Annotated in this window: 18 protein-coding genes, 1 tRNA gene and 1 pseudogene; 10 read left to right on the top strand and 10 right to left on the bottom strand. The window is 71.3% G+C overall.

The window, feature by feature from the left end; genetic code table 11:
• Positions 1-314: pseudogene (locus tag IEJ02_RS09095) on the bottom strand (hypothetical protein); the annotation flags it as partial.
• Positions 315-559: 245 nt separating this feature from the next.
• Here IEJ02_RS09095 and IEJ02_RS09100 point away from each other — a divergent pair.
• On the top strand, positions 560-2743 hold the full coding sequence (locus IEJ02_RS09100; protein ID WP_191064298.1) for a glycoside hydrolase family 9 protein: 2184 nt from the start codon (positions 560-562) through the stop codon (positions 2741-2743).
• A gap of 63 nt (positions 2744-2806) precedes the next feature.
• Positions 2807-2880 (top strand) — tRNA-Met (locus IEJ02_RS09105).
• Between the two features lie 117 nt (positions 2881-2997).
• On the opposite strand, the gene IEJ02_RS09110 is transcribed toward IEJ02_RS09105, so the two are convergent.
• Positions 2998-3651, bottom strand: a complete 654-nt coding sequence (locus IEJ02_RS09110) for a hypothetical protein (RefSeq protein WP_191064299.1) — start codon at positions 3649-3651, stop codon at positions 2998-3000.
• Between the two features lie 98 nt (positions 3652-3749).
• Here IEJ02_RS09110 and IEJ02_RS09115 point away from each other — a divergent pair, with 98 nt between their 5' ends.
• The gene (locus IEJ02_RS09115; RefSeq protein ID WP_191064300.1) at positions 3750-4616 is read left to right on the top strand and encodes an amidohydrolase family protein; all 867 of its coding nucleotides are present in this window, start codon (positions 3750-3752) and stop codon (positions 4614-4616) included.
• Positions 4617-4696: 80 nt separating this feature from the next.
• Here the strand turns inward: IEJ02_RS09115 and IEJ02_RS09120 are convergent, their stop codons facing one another.
• Positions 4697-5575 carry an LLM class F420-dependent oxidoreductase gene (locus IEJ02_RS09120; protein ID WP_191064301.1) on the bottom strand — a complete coding sequence of 293 codons (879 nt, stop codon included), beginning with the start codon at positions 5573-5575 and terminating at the stop codon, positions 4697-4699.
• Positions 5576-5797: 222 nt separating this feature from the next.
• Here IEJ02_RS09120 and IEJ02_RS09125 point away from each other — a divergent pair, with 222 nt between their 5' ends.
• The 6 genes from IEJ02_RS09125 to IEJ02_RS09150 all read left to right on the top strand — a co-directional run bounded on the left by IEJ02_RS09125 (position 5798) and on the right by IEJ02_RS09150 (position 14731).
• Positions 5798-6535: a response regulator transcription factor gene (locus IEJ02_RS09125; protein WP_223863629.1), complete on the top strand. Its 738-nt coding sequence runs from the start codon at positions 5798-5800 to the stop codon at positions 6533-6535.
• A gap of 44 nt (positions 6536-6579) precedes the next feature.
• Entirely contained in the window at positions 6580-8499 is a 1920-nt protein-coding gene (locus IEJ02_RS09130) for an ATP-binding protein (RefSeq protein ID WP_223863630.1), read from the top strand.
• A 26-nt stretch (positions 8500-8525) separates the two neighbouring features.
• Complete coding sequence (locus tag IEJ02_RS09135; RefSeq protein WP_191064302.1) at positions 8526-9824, top strand: bifunctional glycosyltransferase family 2/GtrA family protein; 1299 nt, start codon at positions 8526-8528, stop codon at positions 9822-9824.
• A complete protein-coding gene (locus IEJ02_RS09140; protein WP_191064303.1) occupies positions 9821-12169 on the top strand; it encodes an ArnT family glycosyltransferase in 2349 nt (782 codons plus the stop codon). Before IEJ02_RS09135 ends, IEJ02_RS09140 begins: the two co-directional genes overlap by 4 nt.
• A 174-nt stretch (positions 12170-12343) precedes the next feature.
• On the top strand, positions 12344-13867 hold the full coding sequence (locus tag IEJ02_RS09145) for an MFS transporter (protein WP_191064304.1): 1524 nt from the start codon (positions 12344-12346) through the stop codon (positions 13865-13867).
• A gap of 81 nt (positions 13868-13948) precedes the next feature.
• Positions 13949-14731 (top strand): TetR/AcrR family transcriptional regulator, encoded by a 783-nt coding sequence (locus IEJ02_RS09150; protein WP_137978627.1) that lies wholly within the window; start codon positions 13949-13951, stop codon positions 14729-14731.
• 47 nt (positions 14732-14778) lie between these two features.
• Here the strand turns inward: IEJ02_RS09150 and IEJ02_RS09155 are convergent, their stop codons facing one another.
• The 3 genes from IEJ02_RS09155 to IEJ02_RS09165 form a co-directional block, all read right to left on the bottom strand.
• Complete coding sequence (locus IEJ02_RS09155) at positions 14779-15630, bottom strand: YceI family protein (protein ID WP_137978626.1); 852 nt, start codon at positions 15628-15630, stop codon at positions 14779-14781.
• A 310-nt stretch (positions 15631-15940) separates the two neighbouring features.
• A complete protein-coding gene (locus IEJ02_RS09160; protein WP_498067028.1) occupies positions 15941-18460 on the bottom strand; it encodes an MFS transporter in 2520 nt (839 codons plus the stop codon).
• A 128-nt stretch (positions 18461-18588) separates the two neighbouring features.
• A complete protein-coding gene (locus IEJ02_RS09165) occupies positions 18589-19077 on the bottom strand; it encodes a MarR family winged helix-turn-helix transcriptional regulator (RefSeq protein ID WP_191064306.1) in 489 nt (162 codons plus the stop codon).
• 212 nt (positions 19078-19289) lie between these two features.
• On the opposite strand from IEJ02_RS09165, the gene IEJ02_RS09170 reads away from it, so the two are divergent.
• Positions 19290-19490 (top strand): hypothetical protein, encoded by a 201-nt coding sequence (locus IEJ02_RS09170; protein ID WP_137978623.1) that lies wholly within the window; start codon positions 19290-19292, stop codon positions 19488-19490.
• Between the two features lie 87 nt (positions 19491-19577).
• Here IEJ02_RS09170 and IEJ02_RS09175 read toward each other — a convergent pair whose 3' ends face one another.
• The 4 genes from IEJ02_RS09175 to IEJ02_RS09190 all read right to left on the bottom strand — a co-directional run bounded on the left by IEJ02_RS09175 (position 19578) and on the right by IEJ02_RS09190 (position 22674).
• On the bottom strand, positions 19578-20414 hold the full coding sequence (locus IEJ02_RS09175) for a hypothetical protein (RefSeq protein ID WP_191064307.1): 837 nt from the start codon (positions 20412-20414) through the stop codon (positions 19578-19580).
• An 80-nt stretch (positions 20415-20494) separates the two neighbouring features.
• Positions 20495-21325, bottom strand: a complete 831-nt coding sequence (locus IEJ02_RS09180) for an RNA polymerase sigma factor SigF (RefSeq protein ID WP_046085203.1) — start codon at positions 21323-21325, stop codon at positions 20495-20497.
• Between the two features lie 188 nt (positions 21326-21513).
• Positions 21514-22347 carry an RNA polymerase sigma factor SigF gene (locus tag IEJ02_RS09185; protein WP_037956765.1) on the bottom strand — a complete coding sequence of 278 codons (834 nt, stop codon included), beginning with the start codon at positions 22345-22347 and terminating at the stop codon, positions 21514-21516.
• 162 nt (positions 22348-22509) lie between these two features.
• Complete coding sequence (locus tag IEJ02_RS09190; protein ID WP_165556256.1) at positions 22510-22674, bottom strand: hypothetical protein; 165 nt, start codon at positions 22672-22674, stop codon at positions 22510-22512.
• Between the last annotated feature and the right edge of the window lie 63 nt (positions 22675-22737).

Here is a 22737-nt window from a genome sequence, read left to right on the forward strand (position 1 = left end):
TCCTCGCCGATGGTGTTGATCTCGGCGTTGGACCTGGAGTCCCCGGCGTAGTTGATCTGGTTCGTGCACTTCATCCCGGACTTCTTGGGGGTGCCCGACGGGGTGCCCTTGGCCGAGTCCTGGGCCTGGTCCTGGGTCTTCGCCGTGGGTGCGGGGGACTGCGGGGCGCTCGCGGAGGCGGAGGGTGAGGAGGACGAGGAGTCGGTCTCGACGTCCTGGCACGCGGTGAGCCCGAGCGCGGCGACAGCGATGATCATGGCGGCGGCGGCCTTGCGGGCGTGGCGCGTGTGGCGGAGGGCGGTGCGGTGCGACATGGTCTTCCCCGTTCTCGTGACGTGGTGTTTCGGGCTCGTGAGAACAAGGCTGCCGGTCACCGCTGATGATCTACCGCCGTACGGCTAACGCTCCACTAATGCCCGGGGCGGGCCGGCGGAGCGGAGGCAGCTGGTCGCGGTGAGCCTTCCCTGCGCTCTTGTGCTGGTGGTGCTGTTCGCCGGGGCGGCCCGGGGGTTCGGCTGCTCGTGTGGCGGGCCGGGGAAGCACTGGTCACGCTGGAAATATGGCGATGAATCCACAGGAAAAGGTCTTCAACGGGGGGTTCGCGGAGCAGACCGATTTCTGGTTCTCCAAAGACGCGCGGCTCTCCGTGGTCGACGAGAGACTGCTGGCCGACGTACCGGGGGGCACGGCTGGCCCGTCCAAGGTCATCGTGGGGCAGAACGACATCCCGCTGCGGCAGGGCACGTCGTACACCCTCTCGTTCAGCGCCTCGGCGAGCCGGCCCGTGACGGTGAAGGCCCAGGTGCAGCTCGGCAAGGACCCGTACACCGCGACGTTCACTCAGGACATCCCGCTCGACGCGGAGCAGCGGTACACGTTCACGTTCTCCTCGACCCTCGACACCGAGCACGGCCAGGTCTCGTTCCACATCGGCGGCGACCCCGAGCCCTGGGTGTTCCGGCTGGACGACGTATCGCTCCTGGGCGGCGATCCACTGCCGCGGTACGTACCGGACACCGGCTCGCGGGTGCGGGTCAACCAGGTCGGCTATCTGCCCTTCGGGCCGAAACGCGCGACCGTCGTGACCGATGCCGCCGGGCCGGTCCCCTGGCAGGTGAACAACCGTGACGGTGTCACCGTCGCGTCCGGCACGTCGACGCCTCGCGGGAGCGACACCTCCTCCGGGCAGCGGGTCCACACGGTGGACTTCGGCGCGGTGACGGAGGCCGGGGCCGGGTACACGCTGACCGCCGATGGGCAGACCAGCTACCCGTTCGACATCTCTCCCACCCTGTACGACCAGTTGCGCTCCGACGCCCTGCACTTCTTCTACGTGCAGCGCAGTGGCATCCCGATCAGCGACGAGCTGGCGCCCGGGTACGGCCGGCCGGCCGGGCACATCGGTGTCCCTCCCAATACGGGCGACACCAATGTGCCCTGCAGACCGGGTGAGGGCGACTACGCGCTGGATGTGCGGGGCGGCTGGTACGACGCGGGCGACCACGGCAAGTACGTGGTCAACGGCGGCATCGCCGTCTACCAGCTGCTCAGCGAGTACGAACGGACCCGCACCGTGCCCGGGGCGCGCCCGGACGGGCTGGGCGACGGCGAGCTGCGCGTTCCCGAGCACGGCAACGGCGTACCGGACATCCTGGACGAGGCGCGCTGGGAGCTGGAGTTCCTGCTGCGCATGCAGGTGCCGGCCGGCAAGCCCCTCCAGGGGATGGCCCACCACAAGGTGCACGACGACGAGTGGACCGGTCTGCCGCTGTCCCCGGACCAGGACGACAAGACGCGCCATCTGCATCCGCCGTCCACGGCGGCGACGCTCAACCTGGCGGCGACGGCCGCGCAGGCCGCCCGGCTGTACCCGCCCTACGACCCGGGCTTCGCCGCGCGCTGCCTGACCGCGGCCCGTACCGCCTGGGAGGCCGCGCAGGCCCATCAGGACATGTTCGCCAGCGGCGAGGTGGAGGGAGGTGGCGCGTACGACGACGTCCACGTGTGCGACGAGACTTACTGGGCCGCCGCCGAACTGTTCCTCACCACCGGCGAGCAGACCTACCTCGACGCGCTGCGGAACTCGCCGTACCGGATCGGTGCGCGTGACCCGTTCCCGCCGGAGGGGTTCAGCTGGCAGCAGGTCGCGGCGCTCGGCCGGCTCGACCTGGCGACCGTGCCCAGCACGCTGCCGGAGGCCGAACGGGACGCCGTCCGCGCCTCGGTGCGGGCCGCCGCGGACGGGTACCTGGCGACGGCGCGCGAGCAGGCGTACGGGATACCGGTCACGGGCGATGAGCTCGAGTGGGGCTCCAACAGCGCGGTGCTCAACAAGCTCGCCGTCATCGCGACGGCCTTCGACCTGACCGGCGACCAGCGGTACCGGGACGGGACGCTGGAGGGGCTGGACTACATCCTCGGCCGCAACGCCCTCAACCAGTCCTATGTGACCGGGTACGGCGAACACCCTTCCCACAACCAGCACAGTCGCATCTACGGTCACGAGGCCGACCCGGCGTTTCCGGAGCCGCCCGCCGGCTCGATCGCCGGCGGCGCGAACAGAAAGGTCCAGGACCCGAAGGCGAAGAGGATGCTGTTCGACTACACGGTCGATCCGCCGCATCACCCCGAGCCGCAGTTCTGCTACGTCGACGACATTGACTCGTGGTCGACCAATGAGGTCGCCATCAACTGGAATTCGGCGCTGTCGTGGGTGGTTGCGTTCGCGGCCGGCCTCCGGTGACGGCGGTGTGGGGACGGTGGATTTCCCTTGGCGGGGAGAACGACGTAGAGTTACGTCTACCGACGCGGGGTGGAGCAGCTCGGTAGCTCGCTGGGCTCATAACCCAGAGGTCGCAGGTTCAAATCCTGTCCCCGCTACTCAGGTATCGAGGGCCCGGCACTTCTTCAGTGCCGGGCCCTCGATCGTTCGGCCGTCGCTCGGTCGTTCGGTCGCTCGGTCGTTCGGCCGCGCCGAGGGCCCCGGCCCCGCAGCCCTCAGCGCGTGACCTTCCAGCTCACCGGGCGCTTGGTGTCATCGCCTGTGCTGTACGTCACCACCGACGGTCGTATGCCGTTGGGCACCAGGAACACCTTGCACAGGGAGACCTTCGCCCCCACCGCGAAGTCGTCCGGGTCCTTGCCCGGGCAGGCGGTCACCTCGGTGTCGCCGGTGATGAGCGGCTGGTCGTCCACACCGCTTGTGTCCTCGAGGCCGGTGGGGGTGTTGAGGAAGGGGTAGTGGAGGGAGTTCTCGCCGATGTTCTCGAAGGTCATGGTGACGTAGTACGGCTGGGTGGTCCGTACGTCGGACGGTTCCGCGCCCGCCGTCCGCAGCTCGGCGTGGGTGCCCTTGCGCACGCTCACCGCCGTGACCCGCAGGGCGCCGCGCATATGGTCCGAGCCGCGCTTGTAGGTGACCGACGTGGGCTCGCCGAGCCGGAGGGTCTTGCCGCCGTCGCGGTCGGCCGCCAGGTCGGCGCGGGTCGCGGGCTGCCGTCGGCCGGACGCGGCGGTGTCGTCCTCGCAGCCGGCCGTGGCGAGGGCGAGGAGGGTGACGCCGAGGGCGCAGACGAGGGCGATTCCGGACCGGGTGATTCCGGATCGGGTGGTTCCGGATCGGGTGGCGGCGCGAGGCGGGCGGTTGGCCATGGGCGTGACAAAACCACTGGTCGAGGCTGTGATCAACTCGATGCGAGAGCTTGAGACGAGGCTGTAGCAATACGCCCGGGGCAACTACCGTGATCCGTATGAACGATCCCGCCGTGGTGTCGGTGCAGCGCTTCTGGCAAGAGCTCGGGCTGCCCGGACTCATCGATGTGCACACCCACTTCATGCCCCAGCGCGTACTGGACAAAGTCTGGGCCTTCTTCGACGCCGTCGAGCCCCGCTGGCACATCACCTACCGCGAGGAGGAGGACGAACGCCTCGCGACGCTACGGGCGTTCGGGGTGCGGGCCTTCACCGCCATGCTCTACCCCCACAAGCCGGACATGGCGCGGTGGCTGAACGGCTGGGCGGCCGATTTCGCCGCCCGTACGCCCGACTCTCTGCACACCTCGACCTTCTTCCCCGAACCCGGTGTGGAGGGGTACGTGCGCGCGGCGCTCGAGGGCGGGGCGCGGGTGTTCAAGGCCCATGTGCAGGTAGGGGCGTACGACCCGGGGGACGCGCTGCTCGACCCGGTGTGGGGCGTGCTCGCCGAGAGCGGGACGCCCGTCGTCATCCACTGCGGCTCCGGGCCCCAGCCGGGCAAGCACACCGGACCGGAGCCGGTGGGGCGGGTGCTGGCCCGTCATCCTCGGCTTCGCCTGATCATCGCGCACATGGGGCTGCCGGAGTACGCGGACTTCCTGGGGCTGGCGGAGCGGTACGAGGGGGTCCACCTGGACACCACGATGGCGTTCACCGACTTCACCGAGCGCCAGTGGCCCTTCCCGCGGTCGGAGCGGGGGCGGCTGGCGGCCCTGGGGGACCGGGTGCTGTTCGGGAGCGACTTCCCCAACATCCCGTACGGATACCGGCATGCGCTGGACGCGCTGACGCGGGTCGGGCAGGACGAGGAGTGGCTGCGCGGGGTGTGTTACGGGAACGCGGCGCGGCTGTTCGGGATATGACGCGCTGTGGCCGTTCCGGAAGTGAGGCATGCCCGGCGCCCGCGCCGGCGCCGGGCGAGTGATCTCGGGGATTCGAGGGGTCAGCTCTTGTCCAGCGGCAGCGCCTCGGCCAGCGTGCGCCACTCCTCGCGGGGGAGGACCGTCAGCGGGTCGCCGCTCACCACCTGGATCGCGAGGTGGTCCGCGCCCGCGGCCAGGAACTCGTCCACGCGCGCCCGGATCGTCTCCGCGTCGCCGAGCGCGTACATGGCGGAGAGGAGACGGTCGCTGCCGCCGTCCGCGAAGTCCGCGTCCTCGAAGCCCAGCCGACGGAAGTTGTTGGTGTAGTTGGGCAGCGCGAGGTAGCGGCCGAGGTAGTCGCGGGCGGTGGCGCGGGCGCGGTCCGGGTCCGTGTCGAGGACGACCTTCAGCTCCGGCGCGAGCACGGCCTCCTTGCCCAGGACGTCGCGGGCCTTGGCGGTGTGCTCCGGGGTGACGAGGTACGGATGCGCGCCGGCCGCGCGGTCGCGGGACAGCTCGAGCATCTTGGGGCCGAGGGCGGCCAGGACCCGCTGGGCGGCGGGGACCGGGGCCGGGGCGGAGTCCAGCGCGGTCAGGTACTCCTTCATCGCCGTGTACGGACGCTGGTAGCGCTCACCGGCGAGCGCGCTGTGGCTCACGCCGAGGCCGAGGAGGAAGCGGCCGTCGTGGGCGGCGTTGAGCGCGGCGTGCCGCTCGGCGACGTAGGCCGCCTCGTGGTCCCAGATGCTCAGGATTCCGGTCGCGACGGTGATCCGGGAGGTGGCGTCCAGCAGGACTCCGGCCTGATCCGGGCTGGGGCTGCCACCGAGCCAGATGGCGCCGTACCCCAGCTCGTCCAGTTCGGCTGCCGCCTCGCTGACCTGCTCCGATGGGGCGAAGTCCGTCTTCAGGGCCGCGGTCCAGATGCCGATCTTGCCAAGTGCGGGACGAGAAGTCATACAGGGGGAAGCCGGTGAGTCCTTCCGGTTATTCCGTGGCCCGGCGGATGTCCATTCCGCGGCCCCGCAGCTGTTTATTCCGTGGCCGGCCCGCAGCTGTTCCGCGCCCCGGATCCGTGGTTTCGCCTCCCGGCCGGTCTCGTCCCCGCCTCCACAGGATTCTCAGGTAATTCACAGGCAGCCGAAAGGGACCTCTCAGGGCCCGCTCCGAGGGTGGAGGCCATGATGCCGACCTCGCCTCATGGGCGTACCGAGCTGCTGCGCCCCGACGGGAGCCCCGTCCGGGTGCTGGTCGTGGACGACGAGTCGGCGCTCGCCGACCTGCTGTCGATGGCACTGCGCTACGAGGGGTGGGAGGTGCGCACCGCGGGTGACGGCGCGGAGGCGATCCGGACCACCCGTGAGCTGCGCCCGGACGTGGTGGTCCTGGACATCATGCTGCCCGATATGGACGGGCTCACGGTGCTGGGGCGGCTGCGCCGTGAACTGCCCGATGTCCCGGTGCTGTTCCTGACCGCGCGGGACGCGGTGGAGGACCGGATCGCGGGGCTGACGGCGGGCGGCGACGACTACGTCACCAAGCCGTTCAGCCTGGAGGAGGTCGTCGCCCGGCTGCGCGGGCTGCTGCGCAGGTCGGGGGCGGCGGCCGCGCGCAGTGAGTCGGTGCTGGCCGTCGGCGATCTGATCCTGGACGAGGACAGCCACGAGGTGTCGCGCGGCGGGCAGGAGATCCACCTCACCGCGACCGAGTTCGAGCTGCTGCGCTATCTCATGCGCAATCCGCGCCGGGTGCTCAGCAAGGCGCAGATCCTCGACCGGGTCTGGAGCTATGACTTCGGCGGCCAGGCCAACGTGGTCGAGCTCTACATCTCGTATCTGCGGCGCAAGATCGACGCGGGGCGCAGCCCGATGATCCATACCCGGCGGGGCGCCGGGTATCTGATCAAGCCCGGGGAGTAGACACCGTGGCGCACCCCCCGCCCCGGCCTCCCCGGGGGCCCGACATGCCCAGCGCCCATGGGGGGCCCGGCGTCCCCGAGTCGTCCGGCACCCACGGGACGCCCGGCACTCACGGGACGCCCGGCACTCACGGGACGCCCGGCACTCACGGGACGCCCGGCACTCACGGGACGCCCGGCGTCCCCGAGGCGCCCGGGGCCCCCGACCTGCCCGGCGTCCCCCAGCCGCCGCCGGGCGCGGGAGCGGCGCGGGGGCGCGCACACGCCCGGCGCGCCCAGCGGGCGGGACGCGCCGGGCGTGCGGGGATCGCTCAACGGGCGGGGGCCGCTCAACGGGCGGGGACCGGTCAACGGGCGGGGACCGCTCAACGAGCCGGGCGCGCTCAGCGGGCCGGGCGCCGCACCTGGTCCCTGCGCACCCGCCTGGTCGTCTCGGCCGTCGCCCTGATCGCGGTGGTCTGCGCGGTGATCGGCACGGTCACCACCCTCGCCCTGCAGTCGTACCTCCAGGGCCAGGTGGACGACGATCTGCGCGCGTCCGTCGGGCGGTTCCTGAACAAGCCGGGCCCGGTGCGCGAACTCCCCCGGGACGACGTGCTCTTCGTGGCCTCGCCCGGTCAGCCCATCGGCACGGTCGGGGCGCGGTTCGGCCAGGACGGCGAGATCTCCATGTCCGGCAAGAGCAATGACTCGCCCATGACGAACGAGGTCGACGCCGAGAACCGGGTGGACCCCCTGACCAGCGGTCAGCGGAAGGCGATCGCCGCCGTCCCGCTGGACGGACAGGTGCACACCATCGATCTGCCCGGCCTCGGCGGCTATCGGGCCGTGGCCCAGTGGGACCACCGGGAAGGCGGCATCATCCTCGCCTTCCCGCTCGACCAGACGCGGGAGACGGTCAACACCCTCATCCTCGTGGAGGTCTGCGTGACCGCGGCCGGGCTGGTCGCGGCCGGGATCGCCGGGGCCGCGATGGTCGGCATCTCGCTGCGCCCGCTGCGCCGGGTGGCGGCGACCGCGACCCGGGTCTCCGAGCTCCCCCTGCACAGCGGCGAGGTGGCGCTGCGCGAGCGCGTCCCGGCCTCGGAGGCCGATCCGCGCACCGAGGTCGGCCAGGTGGGCGCGGCGCTCAACCGCATGCTCGGCCATGTGGAGTCGGCGCTCGCGGCCCGCCAGGAGAGCGAGACGCGGGTGCGGCAGTTCGTCGCCGACGCCAGCCATGAGCTCCGTACGCCGCTCGCCTCGATCCGCGGCTACGCGGAGCTGACCCGGCGCGGCCGGGAGGAGATCGGGCCCGACACCCGGCATGCCCTCGGCCGGGTCGAGTCCGAGGCCGGGCGGATGACCGGGCTGGTCGAGGATCTGCTGCTGCTGGCCCGGCTGGACGCGGGTCGGCCGCTGGAATGCGCGGAGGTCGATCTGTCCCCGCTGGTCGTGGACGCGGTCAGCGACGCGCGGGCGGTCGGCTCCGACCACGCGTGGCGGCTGGAGCTGCCCGATGACCCCGCGGTCGTCCACGGCGACGACGCCCGGCTGCGCCAGGTGCTGGTCAACCTCCTCGCCAACGCGCGGACGCACACCCCGGCCGGCACCACGGTCACGGCGCGGGTGCTGTGGCGCGGGCCGCGGGCGTCGCCGTATCCCTCGCCGTATCCGGCGCCGTACGGCCTGCCCTCGTACGTCTCGCTGGAGATCGAGGACGACGGTCCCGGCATCCCGCCCGAGCTGCTGCCGCATGTCTTCGAGCGGTTCGCGCGCGGTGACGCCTCGCGCTCCCGCGCCGCGGGCAGCACGGGGCTCGGCCTGGCCATCGTGCACGCGGTCGTGGCCGCGCACGACGGGCGGGTGACGGTGGACAGCGTGCCCGGGCGCACCGTGTTCGGCGTCCACCTGCCCGTGCACCGGGTCGTTCACCAGGGCGTGACGGACTCACAGGCAGGCCACAGGCTGACCACACAGCCGTGACAGCGCGGCTCGCGACCGTCGACCCCATGCGAACCGACACCCCTCTCGGGGCTCCGCCCGAGACACCCCTGCAGACCTTGCCCGTGCGCGGGCCGGTGACGGTCGTGCGCGGCCGTCCGGTGCTGGACGTCGTCATCCCCGTCTACAACGAGGAAGCGGACCTCGAGCGGTGCGTACGACGGCTGCATGACCATCTGGCCCGCACGTTCCCGTACGGCTTCCGGATCACCATCGCCGACAACGCCAGTACGGATCGCACGCCCGACCTCGCGGCCCACCTGGACGAGAGCATCGAGGAGGTGACGGCGGTCCGGCTGGAGCAGAAGGGGCGCGGGCGGGCGCTGCGCACCGTGTGGTCGCTGTCCGAGGCGCCCGTGCTCGCCTATATGGACGTCGATCTGTCCACGGACCTCAAGGCGCTGCTGCCGCTGGTGGCCCCGCTGATCTCCGGGCACTCCGACCTGGCGATCGGATCGCGGCTGTCCCGCAGCTCACGGGTGGTGCGCGGGCCCAAGCGGGAGTTCATCTCGCGGGCGTACAACCTGATCCTGCGCGGCAGCCTGGCCGCCCGCTTCTCCGACGCCCAGTGCGGGTTCAAGGCGATCCGTAAGGACGTCGCGGAGCGGCTGCTGCCGCTGGTCGAGGACACCGGGTGGTTCTTCGACACCGAGATGCTGGTGCTGGCCGAGCGGGCCGGGCTGCGCATCCACGAGGTGCCGGTGGACTGGGTGGACGACCCCAACAGCACGGTCCACATCGTGAGGACGGCCACCGAGGACCTCAAGGGCGTGTGGCGGGTGGGGCGCGCGCTGGCCACCGGTGCGCTGCCGCTGGACCGGGTGCGCCGTCCGTTCGGCGACGATCCGCGCGACCGGGAGCTGAGCGGGGTGCCGAGGGGCCTGGCCCGCCAGCTGGTCGGGTTCTGTGTGGTCGGCGCGCTGAGCACGCTGGTCTATCTGCTGCTGTACTCCCTCTTCCGGATGGGCACCGGTCCGCAGGTGGCCAACGCGCTGGCGCTGCTGCTGTCGGCGCTCGGCAACACCGCGGCCAACCGGAGGCTCACCTTCGGCGTACGCGGCCGGGACCGGGCCATGCGCCACCAGGCCCAGGGGCTGGTCGTCTTCGGCATCGGCCTCGTGCTGACCAGCGGCTCCCTGGCCGCCCTGGACGCCGTCCCCGGCACCGCCTCGCACGGCACCGAACTGGCCGTGCTGATCGCGGCGAACCTCGCCGCGACCGTTCTGCGCTTCCTGCTCTTCCGGGCCTGGGTCTTCCCGTCGGACAGCGGGGCCACGACCGACCACGACCCGAGGACCGATCGATGACCACCTACGACTACGGCACCCGCGAAGCCGGGCCGCCGCCGATGCCCGACGCCGCTCCCCGGCCGGGGCCGCGGGCGCCCGGCGGCTCGCGCCTGGCGCGGGCCTGGCGGGGACGGCCGGAGGACCCGCGCTGGGCACGGCCCGCCCTGTGGGCCCTGCTGGCCACCACCGCCGTGCTCTATCTGTGGAGCCTGGGCGCGTCCGGCTACGCCAACCAGTTCTACTCGGCCGCCGTGCAGGCGGGCGGCGAGAGCTGGAAGGCGTTCTTCTTCGGCTCCTCCGACGCCGCGAACTCCATCACCGTCGACAAGCCCCCGGCCGCGCTGTGGCCGATGGCCCTGTCGGTGCGGCTCTTCGGCCTCTCCTCCTGGGCGGTCCTCGTCCCCGAGGCGCTGATGGGCGTCGCGACGGTCGGGGTGCTGTACGCGGCCGTACGGCGCGGGTTCGGCGCGGCGGCCGGGCTGATCGCGGGCGCGGCGCTCGCGGTGACCCCGGTCGCGGCGCTGATGTTCCGCTTCAACAACCCCGACGCGCTGCTGTGCCTGCTGATGGTCTCGGCGGTCACTTGCGTGCTGCGCGCCCTGGAGGACGCGCGCACCAAGTGGCTGGTGCTGGCCGGGGTCTGCTTCGGCCTCGGCTTCCTCACCAAGACGCTGCAGGCGTGGCTGATCCTGCCGCCGCTCGCGGTGGTGTACGCGGTGTGCGCCCCGGCGAAGTTCGGCCGGCGGATCGGGCAGCTGCTGCTCGCGGGGCTCGCGATGGTGGTGTCCGGCGGCTGGTGGGTGGCGATCGTCGAGCTGTGGCCGGCGTCCTCGCGCCCGTACATCGGCGGTTCGCAGCACAACAGCTTCCTGGAGCTGACCTTCGGCTACAACGGTCTGGGCCGGATCAACGGCGACGAGACCGGCAGCGTCGGCGGGGGCGGTCCGGGTGGCGGTGGCGGTGGCGGCAGGTGGGGCGAGACCGGGATCGACCGGCTCTTCGGCTCCGACATGGGCGGTCAGATCGCCTGGCTGCTGCCCGCGGCGTTCATCCTGCTGGCGGCCGGGGTCTGGCTGACCTGGCGGGCCAAGCGCACCGACACCCGGCGCGCGGCCTTCCTGGTGTGGGGCGGGGCGCTGCTGATGACCTTCGCCACCTTCAGCTTCATGTCCGGGATCTTCCACCAGTACTACAACATCGCCCTGGCGCCCTATATCGCGGCGCTCGTGGGCATGGGCGCGGCCCTGCTGTGGGAGCGGCGGAACGAGGGCGGCCGGGCGGGGGCGGCGGCCTCGGCGGTGCTGGCCGTCACGGTCGCGGTCACCGCGTACCTGTCGTACGTCCTGCTGGGGCGGTCGCCGGACTGGCACCCCTGGCTGCGCTGGGCGGTGCTGATCGGCGGGCTCGCGGCGGCGGCCGGGATGCCGCTGACGGCGCGCCTGGGGCGGAGGGCGGCGCTGGCCGCAGCGGGCCTCGGCCTCGCGGCGGGGCTGGCCGGGCCGGTCGCGTACACGCTCAACACGGTCGACACCCCGAAGCACGGCTCCATCGTGACCGCCGGTCCGTCGGTGGCGGGCGGTATGGGCGGCCCCGGTGGCCGCTTCCCGGGCGGCGGTATGGGCGGTCCGCCGGGGATGCAGAACGCACGCCAGGGCGCGGGCCAGCAGGGGCAGGGCAACCAGGGGGGTCAGGGCCAGCAGGGGCAGGGCAGCCAAGGTGGTCAGGGCCAGCAGGGGCAAGGCCAGGGTCAGGGCCAGGGCGGTCCGCAGGGCGTGCCGGGCGGTGGCACCGGCGGCGGTCAGCCGGGTGGTGGCCAGAACGGCTTCCCCGGCGGTGGCTTCCCGGGCGGCGGCCAGTCCCCGCGCAACGGCACGGGCAACGCCCAGGGCGGCCAGGGGCAGAACGGCCGGCCGGGCATGTGGCCCGGCGGCGGCATGGGCGAGGGCGGCCGCCGTGGCGGCGGTATGGGCGGACTGCTCGACGGTCAGCAGGTCGACGCCGAGGTGGAGGCGAAGCTGGAGAAGAACGCCGGCGACTACACCTGGGCGGCCGCGGCGATCGGCTCCCAGAACGCCGCGAGCTACCAACTCGCCACCGAGAAGCCCGTGATGGCCATCGGCGGCTTCAACGGCAGCGACCCGTCCCCGACGCTCGCCCAGTTCAAGGAGTATGTGAAGCAGGGCAAGATCCACTACTTCATCTCCTCGGGCACCGGCATGGGCGGCGGGCCGGGCGGCGGCCAGGGGACCTCGTCCCAGATCACCTCGTGGATCGAGTCCACCTACAAGAAGGTCACCGTGGGCAGCACCACGCTCTATGACCTCACCCAGAAGGCGACCACGTCCTCGAAGTCCTCCGACTGACGCCGGAGCCCCGTGGATACGGGCCGGTGGTCGCGGGTTCACCCCCGCGATCACCGGCCCGTACGCGTATGCGACGCGCGCACATAATTCGCTGTACGGCGTACAGCGGCACTTGTACGGTGTAGGGCTCAGCACATCGTCATACGCCGTAGAAGTCCCCTGCCTGGAGTCCCCATGACGGTCTCGACCGCCGACGCCGCCTCCGCGCCACCCGATCAGTCCCCGGGTGGTCATCCCCAGCGCTGGCTGATCCTCGCCGTGATCTGCCTCGCCCAGCTCACCGTGTTGCTGGACAACACGATCCTCAATGTGGCGGTCCCCTCCCTGGCCAGGGAGATGGATGCCCGCACGGCCGACATCCAGTGGATGATCAACGCCTATTCGCTGGTTCAGTCGGGGCTGCTGCTCACCGCGGGCAGCGCCGCCGACCGCTACGGGCGGAAGAAGCTGCTGGTCGCCGGGCTCGCCCTGTTCGGCATCGGCTCGTTCGCGGCGTCGATGGCGCAGGACCCCGGCCAGCTGATCGCCGCCCGCGCGGGCATGGGCATCGGCGGGGCGCTGCTGATGACCACGACGCTCGCGGTCGTGGTGCAGGTCTTCGACGCGGGCGAACGGGCCAAGGCCATCGGGCTGTGGGGTGCGGTCAGCTCCCTCGGCTTCGCCGCGGGGCCGCTGATCGGCGGCTCGCTGCTGGAGCACTTCTGGTGGGGCTCGATCTTCCTGATCAATATCCCGGTGGCGCTGCTCGGGCTGGTGGCCGTGGTCTGGATGGTGCCGGAGTCGAAGGCGCCGACCAGTGACCGCCCCGATCTGCTCGGCGCGCTGCTGTCCACGGTCGGCATGACCGGCATCGTCTTCGCGATCATTTCCGGGCCGGAGCACGGCTGGACCTCCAGCCGGGTGCTGCTGTCGGCCTTCATCGGCGTCACCGTGATGACCGGATTCGCGCTGTGGGAGCGTCATATTCCGTATCCGATGCTGGACATGCACTTCTTCCGCGACCGCCGGTTCGTGGGCGCGGTGGCGGGCGGCATCCTGGTGGCCTTCGGGATGGGCGGTTCGCTCTTCCTGCTCACCCAGCATCTGCAGTTCGTGCTCGGTTATGACGCGCTGGACGCGGGGCTGCGCACCGCGCCGCTCGCGCTGGTGATCGTCGCGCTCAACCTCACCGGTGTCGGCGCGCGGCTGCTGCCGAAGCTCGGGACCCCGGTGACGATCGTCGGCGGGATGGGGCTGCTCGCGGCCGGTCTCGCCGCCATCGCGACGCTCGGCGCGCATGGCTATGGCGGGATGCTCTTCGGGCTGGTGGTGATGGGGGCCGGTATCGCGCTGGCCATGCCCGCGATGGCGAACGCCATCATGTCGGCCATCCCGCCGGAGAAGGCGGGGGTGGGCGCGGGGGTCAACGGCACGCTCACCGAATGCGGCAACGGGCTCGGTGTCGCCGTCCTCGGCGCCGTGCTCAACTCCCGCTTCGGCTCGCTGCTGCCCGCGGTCGCCACCGGGGCGGGCTCGCTTCCGGCCGCCCTCGCCGCGGCCCGTACCCCCGAGGACCGCGAGGCCGTCGCGGACGCCTTCGCCTCGGGGGTGGAGACCAGCCAGCTGGTCGGCGCGGCGGCCGTGCTGGCGGGTGGAGTGCTGGCCGCGCTGCTGCTCAGCAGGGCCGAACGATCTTCACAGGAGGCCCCGGCGGCATAGCATCTTCAGGTAGTGAGGTGCCGCGTGCCCGGTCCCGGGACGTACGTGGCGCCAGCGCACCGGAGAAAGAGAGGCGCCGCCATGGCAACCGGCAGCCGCACCGTCCGCCCGCGGTCCAGCGTCTGGCTCTCCGAACGCAAAACCCCCAAGCGCAAGGGCGACCAGCAGCCCGTCGGGCTCGACCATCTGAAGATCGTCGCGGCGACGATGCGGCTGCTGGACGCCGAGGGGCTTTCGGGCTTCTCGATGCGACGGCTCGCGGCGGAGCTCGGGGTGACCGCCATGTCGGTCTACTGGTACGTGGAGACCAAGGACCATCTGCTCGAACTCGTCCTCGACGCGGCCATGGGCGAGATAGCGCTGCCCATCGAGGCCGTCGGCCCCGTCGAGGGCCATGACCACGCCCCGGCCGAGCCGCGGGACTGGCGTGAGCAGCTGCGCCAGGTCGCCTCCGAGTACCGGCGGGTGCTGGTCCGCCACCCCTGGCTTCCGGCGCTCCTGGGGGAGTACCTCAACATCGGGCCGAACGCGGTGGTCTTCCAGAAGGCCGCGCTGACCGTGATGCGCCACAGCGGACTGCCGGACGACAAGATCACCAGCGCGCTGTCCCTCGTCTACCAGTTCGTCTACGGCTTCTCCACGATCGAGGGCCGCTTCGCCGCCCGCTGCCGGGCGGAGGGAGTCACCCAGGACGAGCTGTTCCACGAGATGATGAGCTCGGTCGAGGGTCGTATGGAGTTCGACGAGGCGCGGAAGATCATGGAGGCTCGCGGCGGCACCACGGTCCAGGAGATGCACGACCGCGACTTCACCTTCGCGCTGGACCTGGCGATCGCCGGTATCGAAACCCTGCGGGAGCGATAGCGCGCCGTGCATCGCCGAGCAGGGTGGGACCGCGCCGGGGCGGAGCCTCAGGCCGTGGGGAGCTCCTCGCCCTGCACCGCCTGTATGTCCAGCTCCACCCGCAGGGTCGTGCCGATCGCCGCGATGCCCGCCGCGACCACCTGGTTGTAGTTCATCGCGAAGTCCTCGCGGCGCAGCTCGGCGACGGCCCGGAAGGCCGCCCGCACCCCGCCCCAGGGGTCGGGGCCCGTGCCCAGGTACGTCAGGTCCAGGTCCACGTCCCGGACCACGCCGTGCATCGACAGCTCGCCGTGGACCGTCCAGCGGTCGGCCCCGGCCGCGCTCAGATGCGTGCTGCGGTAGGTCAGCTCCGGGAACTCCTCGACATTGAGGAAGTCGGGGGACTTCAGATGGCCGTCCCGCATCGTGTTGCCGGTGTCGATGCTGGCGGCGCGCATGACCGCCTCGACGCGCGACTTCTCGATGTCCTCGGCGACCTCGATCCGCCCGCTGAACTCCGTGAACCGGCCGTGGACACTGGAGATGCCCAGGTGCTGGGCGACCGCGGCCACCGTCGAATGCGCCGGGTCGATCGTCCACGCCCCGGGCGGCGGAAGCTCCACCCCGCCCTGGCGCGCCAGCACCACGTTGCCCACGTCGGCCCGCCCTGAGGCCGTGACGATCGCCGTGGACGCGACCGGGGCGTAGCCGACCGCGGTGGCGATGATCGTGTACGCCCCCGGCGGCAGCGGCTCGTCGGTCCGCACGGCGCCGTCCGCATCGGCCTGCGCGCGCAGCACCTGGGCGCCCGTCATATCGGTGACGGTCAGCACCGCGTGCTGGACCGCCCAGCCGTCGCGGGTGCGGATCCGGGCCCGCAGTCCCGCTCCCCCGCCTGCTCCTGCTCCTGTGGTCGTCATGCCGCGTTTCGCTCCCGCTCGGGTGTCGCCGTGTTGCTCGTCGTGCTCGGCGTGTTGCTCGTGTGGCTCATGTCGCCCGGCGCGCTGGTCGTGCGCGCCGTGCTGGTCGTCATGGCTGTGCTGGTCGTATTCGTCGTGCTGGTGGTACTCGTCGTGTCTGTGCACCGGATCCGGGCGGCGGCGTCAGGCCGTCCCCTGCCTTCACTACACCGCCGCCGGGATCCGGGTTCCGGGTCCGGCCGAGAAATCCGCCGCCCGGGCCGGGTCCGGGGCGCGTCTCCGCTCATGCGCGCCCCGGACCCGGGGTCCGTCACTCGCCCGGGTGGGCGAGCTCCACGTCATGGCCGTCGACGCCGGGTCCGGAGACCGTCAGCGCCCCCGCGACCGGCGGGTAGCCGCTCGCGATGACCGTGTAGTCGCCCGCGTCCAGGTCGGTGAAGGCGTACGCGCCGTCCTCACCGGTGGTGGCGGTGGCGACCACGTTCCCGGCCGAGTCCACGAGGGTGACCCGCGCGTCGGGCAGCGGCCGCCGGTCGGCACCGGCCCGGACTATGCCCTGCACCCGGGCGCCGGCCTGCAGCGCTATCTCCACCCGGGTCAGCCCCTGGGCGCCCACCTCGACGGGCAGGGCCGCGGGCCGGTAGCCCGGCGCGTTCACCGCGACCGTGAAGGTCCCGGAGACCAGCTCCTCGAAGCCGAAGTCGCCCTGCTCACCGGTCTTCCCGGTGGCCAGCACCTCGCCGCGGACATCGGTGACCACGACCATCGCCGCGTCCACCGGCCGGCCGTCGGCGGCACCGCGCACGGTGCCCACCAGGCCGCTGGTGGCCGACAGGACGATGTCGAAGCCGAGCGGCTCGTCCCCGACCACGATCGTGGACGCCTGCGGCTGGTGGCCGTCGGCCGCCGCGATCAGGACGTACGAGCCGGAGCCCGGCGCGTCCAGGGCGTACGAGCCGTCGGGGTGCGCCACCGAACGGCCCAGCTGCCGCCCGGCGAGCGAGATCAGCGTCACCGCGGCGCGGGCGACGGGGCCGCCCTCCGCGTTCCGCACGAAGCCGTGCACACCCTGCCGGGGCTGACGGTCCGCGCCGTCGCCCCCGGCGGAGGCGAACGCCGTAAGGCGCTGCGGAGCGGTGGCCGTCTGCGCGGCGGTGGCCGCGAAGGCGCCGCCCGCGTCCGGCTCGCGCACCGCGGCGGCCGGGGCGCCCACGAGCGCGGGCTCGAGGTCGGCGACCTGCCCGGTGGCTGCCGTGGCCGCCACCGCGTCGGCCGGGGCCGCGTCGGTGGCCGGGGCGTCCGTGGTGTCCGTGGCGGCCTGCTGGGTGCCTGAGTTGGTCTTCAGGGCGACCTCCTTGATGAACAGGGTCAGCAGGAAGGCGAGGAACGCGGCAGGGGCGGCGAAGAGGAAGACGTCCGCGACACCGTGCCCGTAGGCGCTCTCCATGATCGTGCGCATCGGCTCGGGCAGCGCCTGCACATCGGGGATGCCACCGCCGCCGGTGCCGCCGTGACCCAACGCCGCGCCCTTGGGGCCGAGGTCGGCCAGGCCTTCCTTGACGAAGTGGGTGACCCGGTTGGCGAGCACCGCGCCGAGCGCCGAGACGCCGACCGCACCACCCAGGGAGCGGAAGAAGGTGACGACGGAGCTGGCCGCGCCGAGGTCCTGCGGGGCCACCTGGTTCTGGGTGGCCAGCACCAGGTTCTGCATCATCATGCCGATGCCGAGACCCATGAGCGCCATGTAGATCGCCATGTGCCAGTACGGGGTGTCGTACCGGATGGTGCCGAGCAGCGCGAGACCCGCCGTCACCAGCACACCACCGCTGACCAGCCATGCCTTCCAGCGACCGGTCTTGGTGATGATCTGACCGGAGATGGTCGAGGAGACGAACAGACCGCCGATCATCGGGATGGTCATGACGCCGGACATGGTGGGCGACTTACCGCGCGCCAGCTGGAAGTACTGGCTGAAGAAGACGGTTCCGGCGAACATCGCGATACCGACGAAGAGCGACGCCAGCGAGGCGAGGGTGATCGTCTTGTTGCGGAACAGCCGCAGCGGAATGATCGGCTCGCTCGCCTTGGACTCGATCAGGGTGAAGATCAGTCCGAGCACGATCGAGCCGCCGACCATCGCGTACGTCTGCCAGGAGAGCCAGTCGTACTTGTCGCCGGCGAAGGTGACCCAGATCAGCAGCAGCGAGACCGCGGCGCTGATGAAGAAGGCGCCGCCCCAGTCGACCTTGACGTCCCGCTTCACCACCGGGAGCTTCAGGGTCTTCTGAAGGACGATCAGCGCGATGACGGCGAACGGCACGCCGACGTAGAAGCACCAGCGCCAGCCCAGCCAGTCGGTGTCGGTGATCACGCCGCCCAGCAGCGGACCGCCGACGGTCGCGACGGCGAAGGTCGCGCCGAGGTAACCGCTGTAACGGCCGCGCTCGCGCGGGGAGATCATCGCGGCCATGACGATCTGGGCGAGGGCGGACAGGCCGCCGACGCCGATGCCCTGCACCACGCGGCAGGCGATCAGCATGCCGGGGTTCTGCGACAGACCGGCCACCACGGAGCCCGCGACGTAGATCACCAGGGCTATCTGGACCAGCAGCTTCTTGCTGAAGAGGTCGGCGAGCTTGCCCCACAGCGGCGTGGTGGCCGTCATGGCGAGCAGGGTGGCGGTGACGACCCAGGTGTAGGAGGACTGGCTGCCGTTGAGGTCGGCGATGATCTTGGGTAGTGCGGCGGAGACGATCGTCGAGGACAGGATCGCGACGAACATCCCCAGCAGCAGCCCGGAGAGGGCCTCCATGATCTGCCGGTGGGTCATCGGCGCCGAGGAGTCCGCGGCGTGGCCGTGCTGGCCTCTGTGGCCTCCTCCGCCGTGCTTGGCGTGGGCGGGGTGCCCCGCGGGTCCCCGCACACCACCGTCCGGTGTGGTCGTTGCCATGAAGTTCCTTAACGTTGCGAAGGTGTACGGGTGGTGCTGGTCTCCGCCTGATGCGGCAGGGCCCGGGAACGGGTGTCCCCGAAACTCGTCCGCAACCGGGCGAGAAGTTCATTGAGGCGGTCGACGTCCTCGTCCGACCAGTCGCTCAGACAACTGGCGAGCGCGTTCGTGTAGCGCTCGGAGACCTGACCGAGCAGGGCTCGTCCGCTGGGGTTGATGCTCAGCAGCCGCGACCGCCGGTCGAGCGGGTCGGGCTTGCGGTCCACCCAGCCGCGGTTCGCGACATGTGCCACATGCCGGCTGGTCACCGACATGTCGATGTCGAGCAGCTCGGCGAGCTTGCTCATGCGCATCTCGCCGTAGCGGTCGAGGAGCATCAGGACGACGGCGGCGCCCGACGGGCAGTCGGCCGGCAGGGCGCGCCCGAGCCCGCGCTTGACGGTGCCGATGGCGCTGAGCTGCCGGGCCAGCTCCTCATAGTGGCGCTGAGTGGCCACGGCACCTCCCAGGGAGATTGATCAGGATGGTCAGTTGCTTAAGGCAACCATAGAAGAAGTTAGTTGCTACAGGCAAATGAAGGGGCGGTCTGGGCGGTAAATTGCCGTTAAAGAGTCGTCCTGGAGTGAGTCAAGCGGGGTGGCTGAGGTGCGAGGGGCTGCTGAGACCCGGGGGTGTCCCGGAATCCGCTCGTTCGCTAGGGTCGGGGCTCATGGCGAACAACCCCCAGAGCCCCAACGGGAACCACGACCCGGCCGGCTCCACTCAGATGTTCCGCGCCTTCGTCGACGAGGGCACTCGGCAGCCTCAGACGTCCGCCGGATCGGGCGGCGGTTCGCGCGTCGGCCTGATCGTCGGCGTGATCGCCGCGGTGGTGATCGTCGCGGCGGTGGCCTGGCTGGCGCTGGGCTGAGTCCGCGAAGCCCTGACACTTCCAGCGGGGGGCTGAGCTCTCTCGGGGGCCCGAGTTCCCGCGCCCCTTACGGCTGCCGGGTCGGCCTTACGGCTTCCAACTGACCGAGACGTCCTGTGTCTCGATATGCATGCCCAGCGGCACCCGCCAGTCGTCCACGCACACCGTCCAGGTCTTCTCCTTCTTCTGGCCCGCGCCGATCGGCGCGGGCAGCTCTTCCTTGGACTCCAGCGTGGCCCAGTCGATGCCGAGCGCGTCGATCACATGCGTCCCGAAGGTGACGGTGCCCGAGGCGATGGGCGCTCCTCCGGTGTTGCGGAACTCGACCTTCACCTTCTCGCACCAGCGCTCATCGGTCGCCGTCCGCTCCGGCTTGCCGACCTTGAGGGCGGCCGGTCCGGTGGGCGTGGGGGTGCCGGAGGGGTCCGAGGAGCCCGAGCCCGGGCCGGAGGGCGAGGGCTCGCCGGGGCCGTCGCCCGTGGGCCCGCCGTCGCCCTTGGGGCCGTCGTCCGTACGCCCCGGGGCCCCGGAGCCGTTCTTCCCGCCGCCCGGGCCGCCCGGGCCGTCCGTGCGGCCGGGGGCCCGCGCCGATGCCGAGGGCGCACGCGAGGCGGGGCCGTCCGCTCTGCCGTCCGTGGTGGCCTGGGGTCCGGCCGTGCCCCGATCGCGCTTCCCGTCCGTGCCGCCCTTACCGCCGCGGGCGTTGTCCGTGCCGTCCTCGTCCAGGGGCACCAGGTCGACGCCGTCCTTGGGCGGCACGGCGTTCGCGGTCCGCCGGCCGTCGGGTCCGGCCGCACCGGCGGCCACATAGCCGTCGCCGCCACCGCCGCAGCCGCTGAGGAGTGCCCCCAGGCACAGCGCGGCCGCCGAGGAGGCGATTGCCGTACCTCGGCGGCCCGTTGTCCGGCTCCATGCGTATCGCATCGGGCCAGTGTGGCTGACGACCCGTCAGGTGTACAGGGATCCGGTGTACAGGGATCCGGCAGGGGACCGGCCAGTGGCGGTCAGTCCGAGATCAGGCCCTCGCGCAGCTGGGCCAGGGTCCGGGTGAGCAGCCGGGAGACATGCATCTGGGAGATCCCGACCTCTTCGCCGATTTGCGACTGCGTCATATTGGCGAAGAAGCGCAGCATGATGATCTGGCGCTCGCGCGGCGGCAGTTTCGCCAGCAGGGGCTTGAGCGACTCGCGGTACTCCACGCCCTCCAGCGCGCTGTCCTCGTACCCCAGCCGGTCGGCGAGCGAGCCCTCGCCGCCGTCGTCCTCGGGGGACGGGGAGTCCAGCGAGCTGGCCGTGTAGGCATTGCCCACCGCGAGCCCGTCGACCACGTCCTCCTCGGAGACGCCCAGCGCCGTGGCGAGCTCGGTGACGGTCGGGGAGCGGTCGAGCTTCTGTGACAGCTCGTCACTGGCCTTGGTGAGGGCCAGGCGCAGCTCCTGGAGCCGCCGCGGGACCCGCACCGACCAGCTGGTGTCGCGGAAGAACCGCTTGATCTCGCCCACGACGGTCGGCATGGCGAACGTCGGGAACTCCACGCCCCGTTCGCAGTCGAAGCGGTCGATCGCCTTGATCAGGCCGATGGTGCCGACCTGGACGATGTCCTCCATCGGCTCGTTACGGCTGCGGAACCGGGCCGCCGCGTAGCGGACGAGCGGGAGGTTCAGCTCGATGAGGGTGTCACGGACGTAGCCGGCCTCCGCACTGTCCTTGTCGAGTGTGGCGAGCCGCAGGAAGAGGGAGCGGGAGAGGGTGCGGGTGTCGATGGCGTCGCAGTCGTCAGGCATGTGCGGTGCGTCGTTGTTGAGCACCTTCGAGCTGCCCAGTTCTACGGACATGCCACCCCCTAGAGGTCGCGGACGGATCCCAGCTGCGCGGTTCGCGTCCGACGCAGCCTCCCCCTGAATACCGGAGGTCGGGCCGCGGCAAACGCGGTTCCTGCAGAATGTCACATGTCGGCAACACGCTGTAGCGCCATGTCGACATTACAGCCTTGAGGTCCCGGGGCGGAGGTCCCTCGCAAGGATCAGGACTCGATCCGGTTTGCGGATCTCAGCCGGGCGAAGCTCCGGGACAGCAGCCGGGACACATGCATCTGGGAGACACCGAGCTCGGCGCTGATCTGAGATTGCGTCAAGTTGCTGTAGTAACGGAGCAAAAGGATACGCTGCTCGCGCTCGGGCAGTTGTACGAGCAGATGGCGCACCAGATCGCGGTGCTCGACTCCGGCGAGCGCCGGATCCTCGTAGCCGAGCCGGTCGACCAGGCCGGGCAGTCCGTCGCCCTCCTGGGCGGCCTCCAGGGAGGTGGCGTGATACGAGCGGCCCGCCTCGATGCAGGCCAGCACCTCCTCTTCGCTGAGCTTGAGCCGTTCGGCGATCTCGGCCGTCGTCGGGGAGCGGCCGTGCAGCACGGTCAGGTCCTCGGTCGCGCCGTTGACCTGCACCCATAGCTCGTGCAACCGGCGCGGGACGTGGACGGTGCGGACGTTGTCGCGGAAGTAGCGCTTGATCTCGCCGACGACGGTCGGCATGGCGAAGGTCGGGAACTGCACCCCGCGGTCCGGGTCGAACCGGTCGATCGCGTTGATCAGGCCGATGGTGCCGACCTGGATCACGTCCTCCATGGGCTCGTTGCGGCTGCGGAAGCGGGCCGCGGCGTAGCGGACCAGCGGCAGATTGGCCTCGATCAGCGCGGCGCGCACGCGGGCGTGCTCGGGGGTTCCGGGGGTGAGGCCCGAGAGCTCGGCGAAGAGCACCTGGGTGAGCGCTCTGGCGTCAGCCCCGCGGCTTCTGCCGCTTTCGCTGCCGCCATCGCCCTGGGGCGGGGTTCTGGGCGCGGTACGGGCCGACACGGTCACGCCACCCCTTCACGATGTACTCACCCGGCAAAAGCGGTCATAGCATCACAAGACATGTGCACTGTGTGCAAGCACCGCTTTACCACGTGTTGGTGGAGAAAACGCCCGATAAGGGAGTGAGAGAAGCGGGGGTTCGAGGGCGGGGACGGGAGGGGTGCGAGGCTAGTTGGTCAGCTCCGTCATGAACTCGCCGACGCTCTTCGCGGCGTCCGATATGCCCTCGAAACCGACCTGGACGAGGTCGGCCGCCCGGGCGGGGGTCTTGATGATCGTGTACAGCACGAAGACGATCAGCATATAGAGCGCGATTTTCTTCGCCTGGGCCATCTGTGCTGCCTCTCCCCGCTGTGCCCTTGTGCAGTTGCGAGAGTCTATCCACACCTCTGGCGC

Source organism: Streptomyces sp. 5-10 (assembly GCF_014712245.1).
In the GTDB taxonomy this organism is placed as follows: Bacteria; Actinomycetota; Actinomycetes; order Streptomycetales; family Streptomycetaceae; genus Streptomyces; species Streptomyces violaceusniger.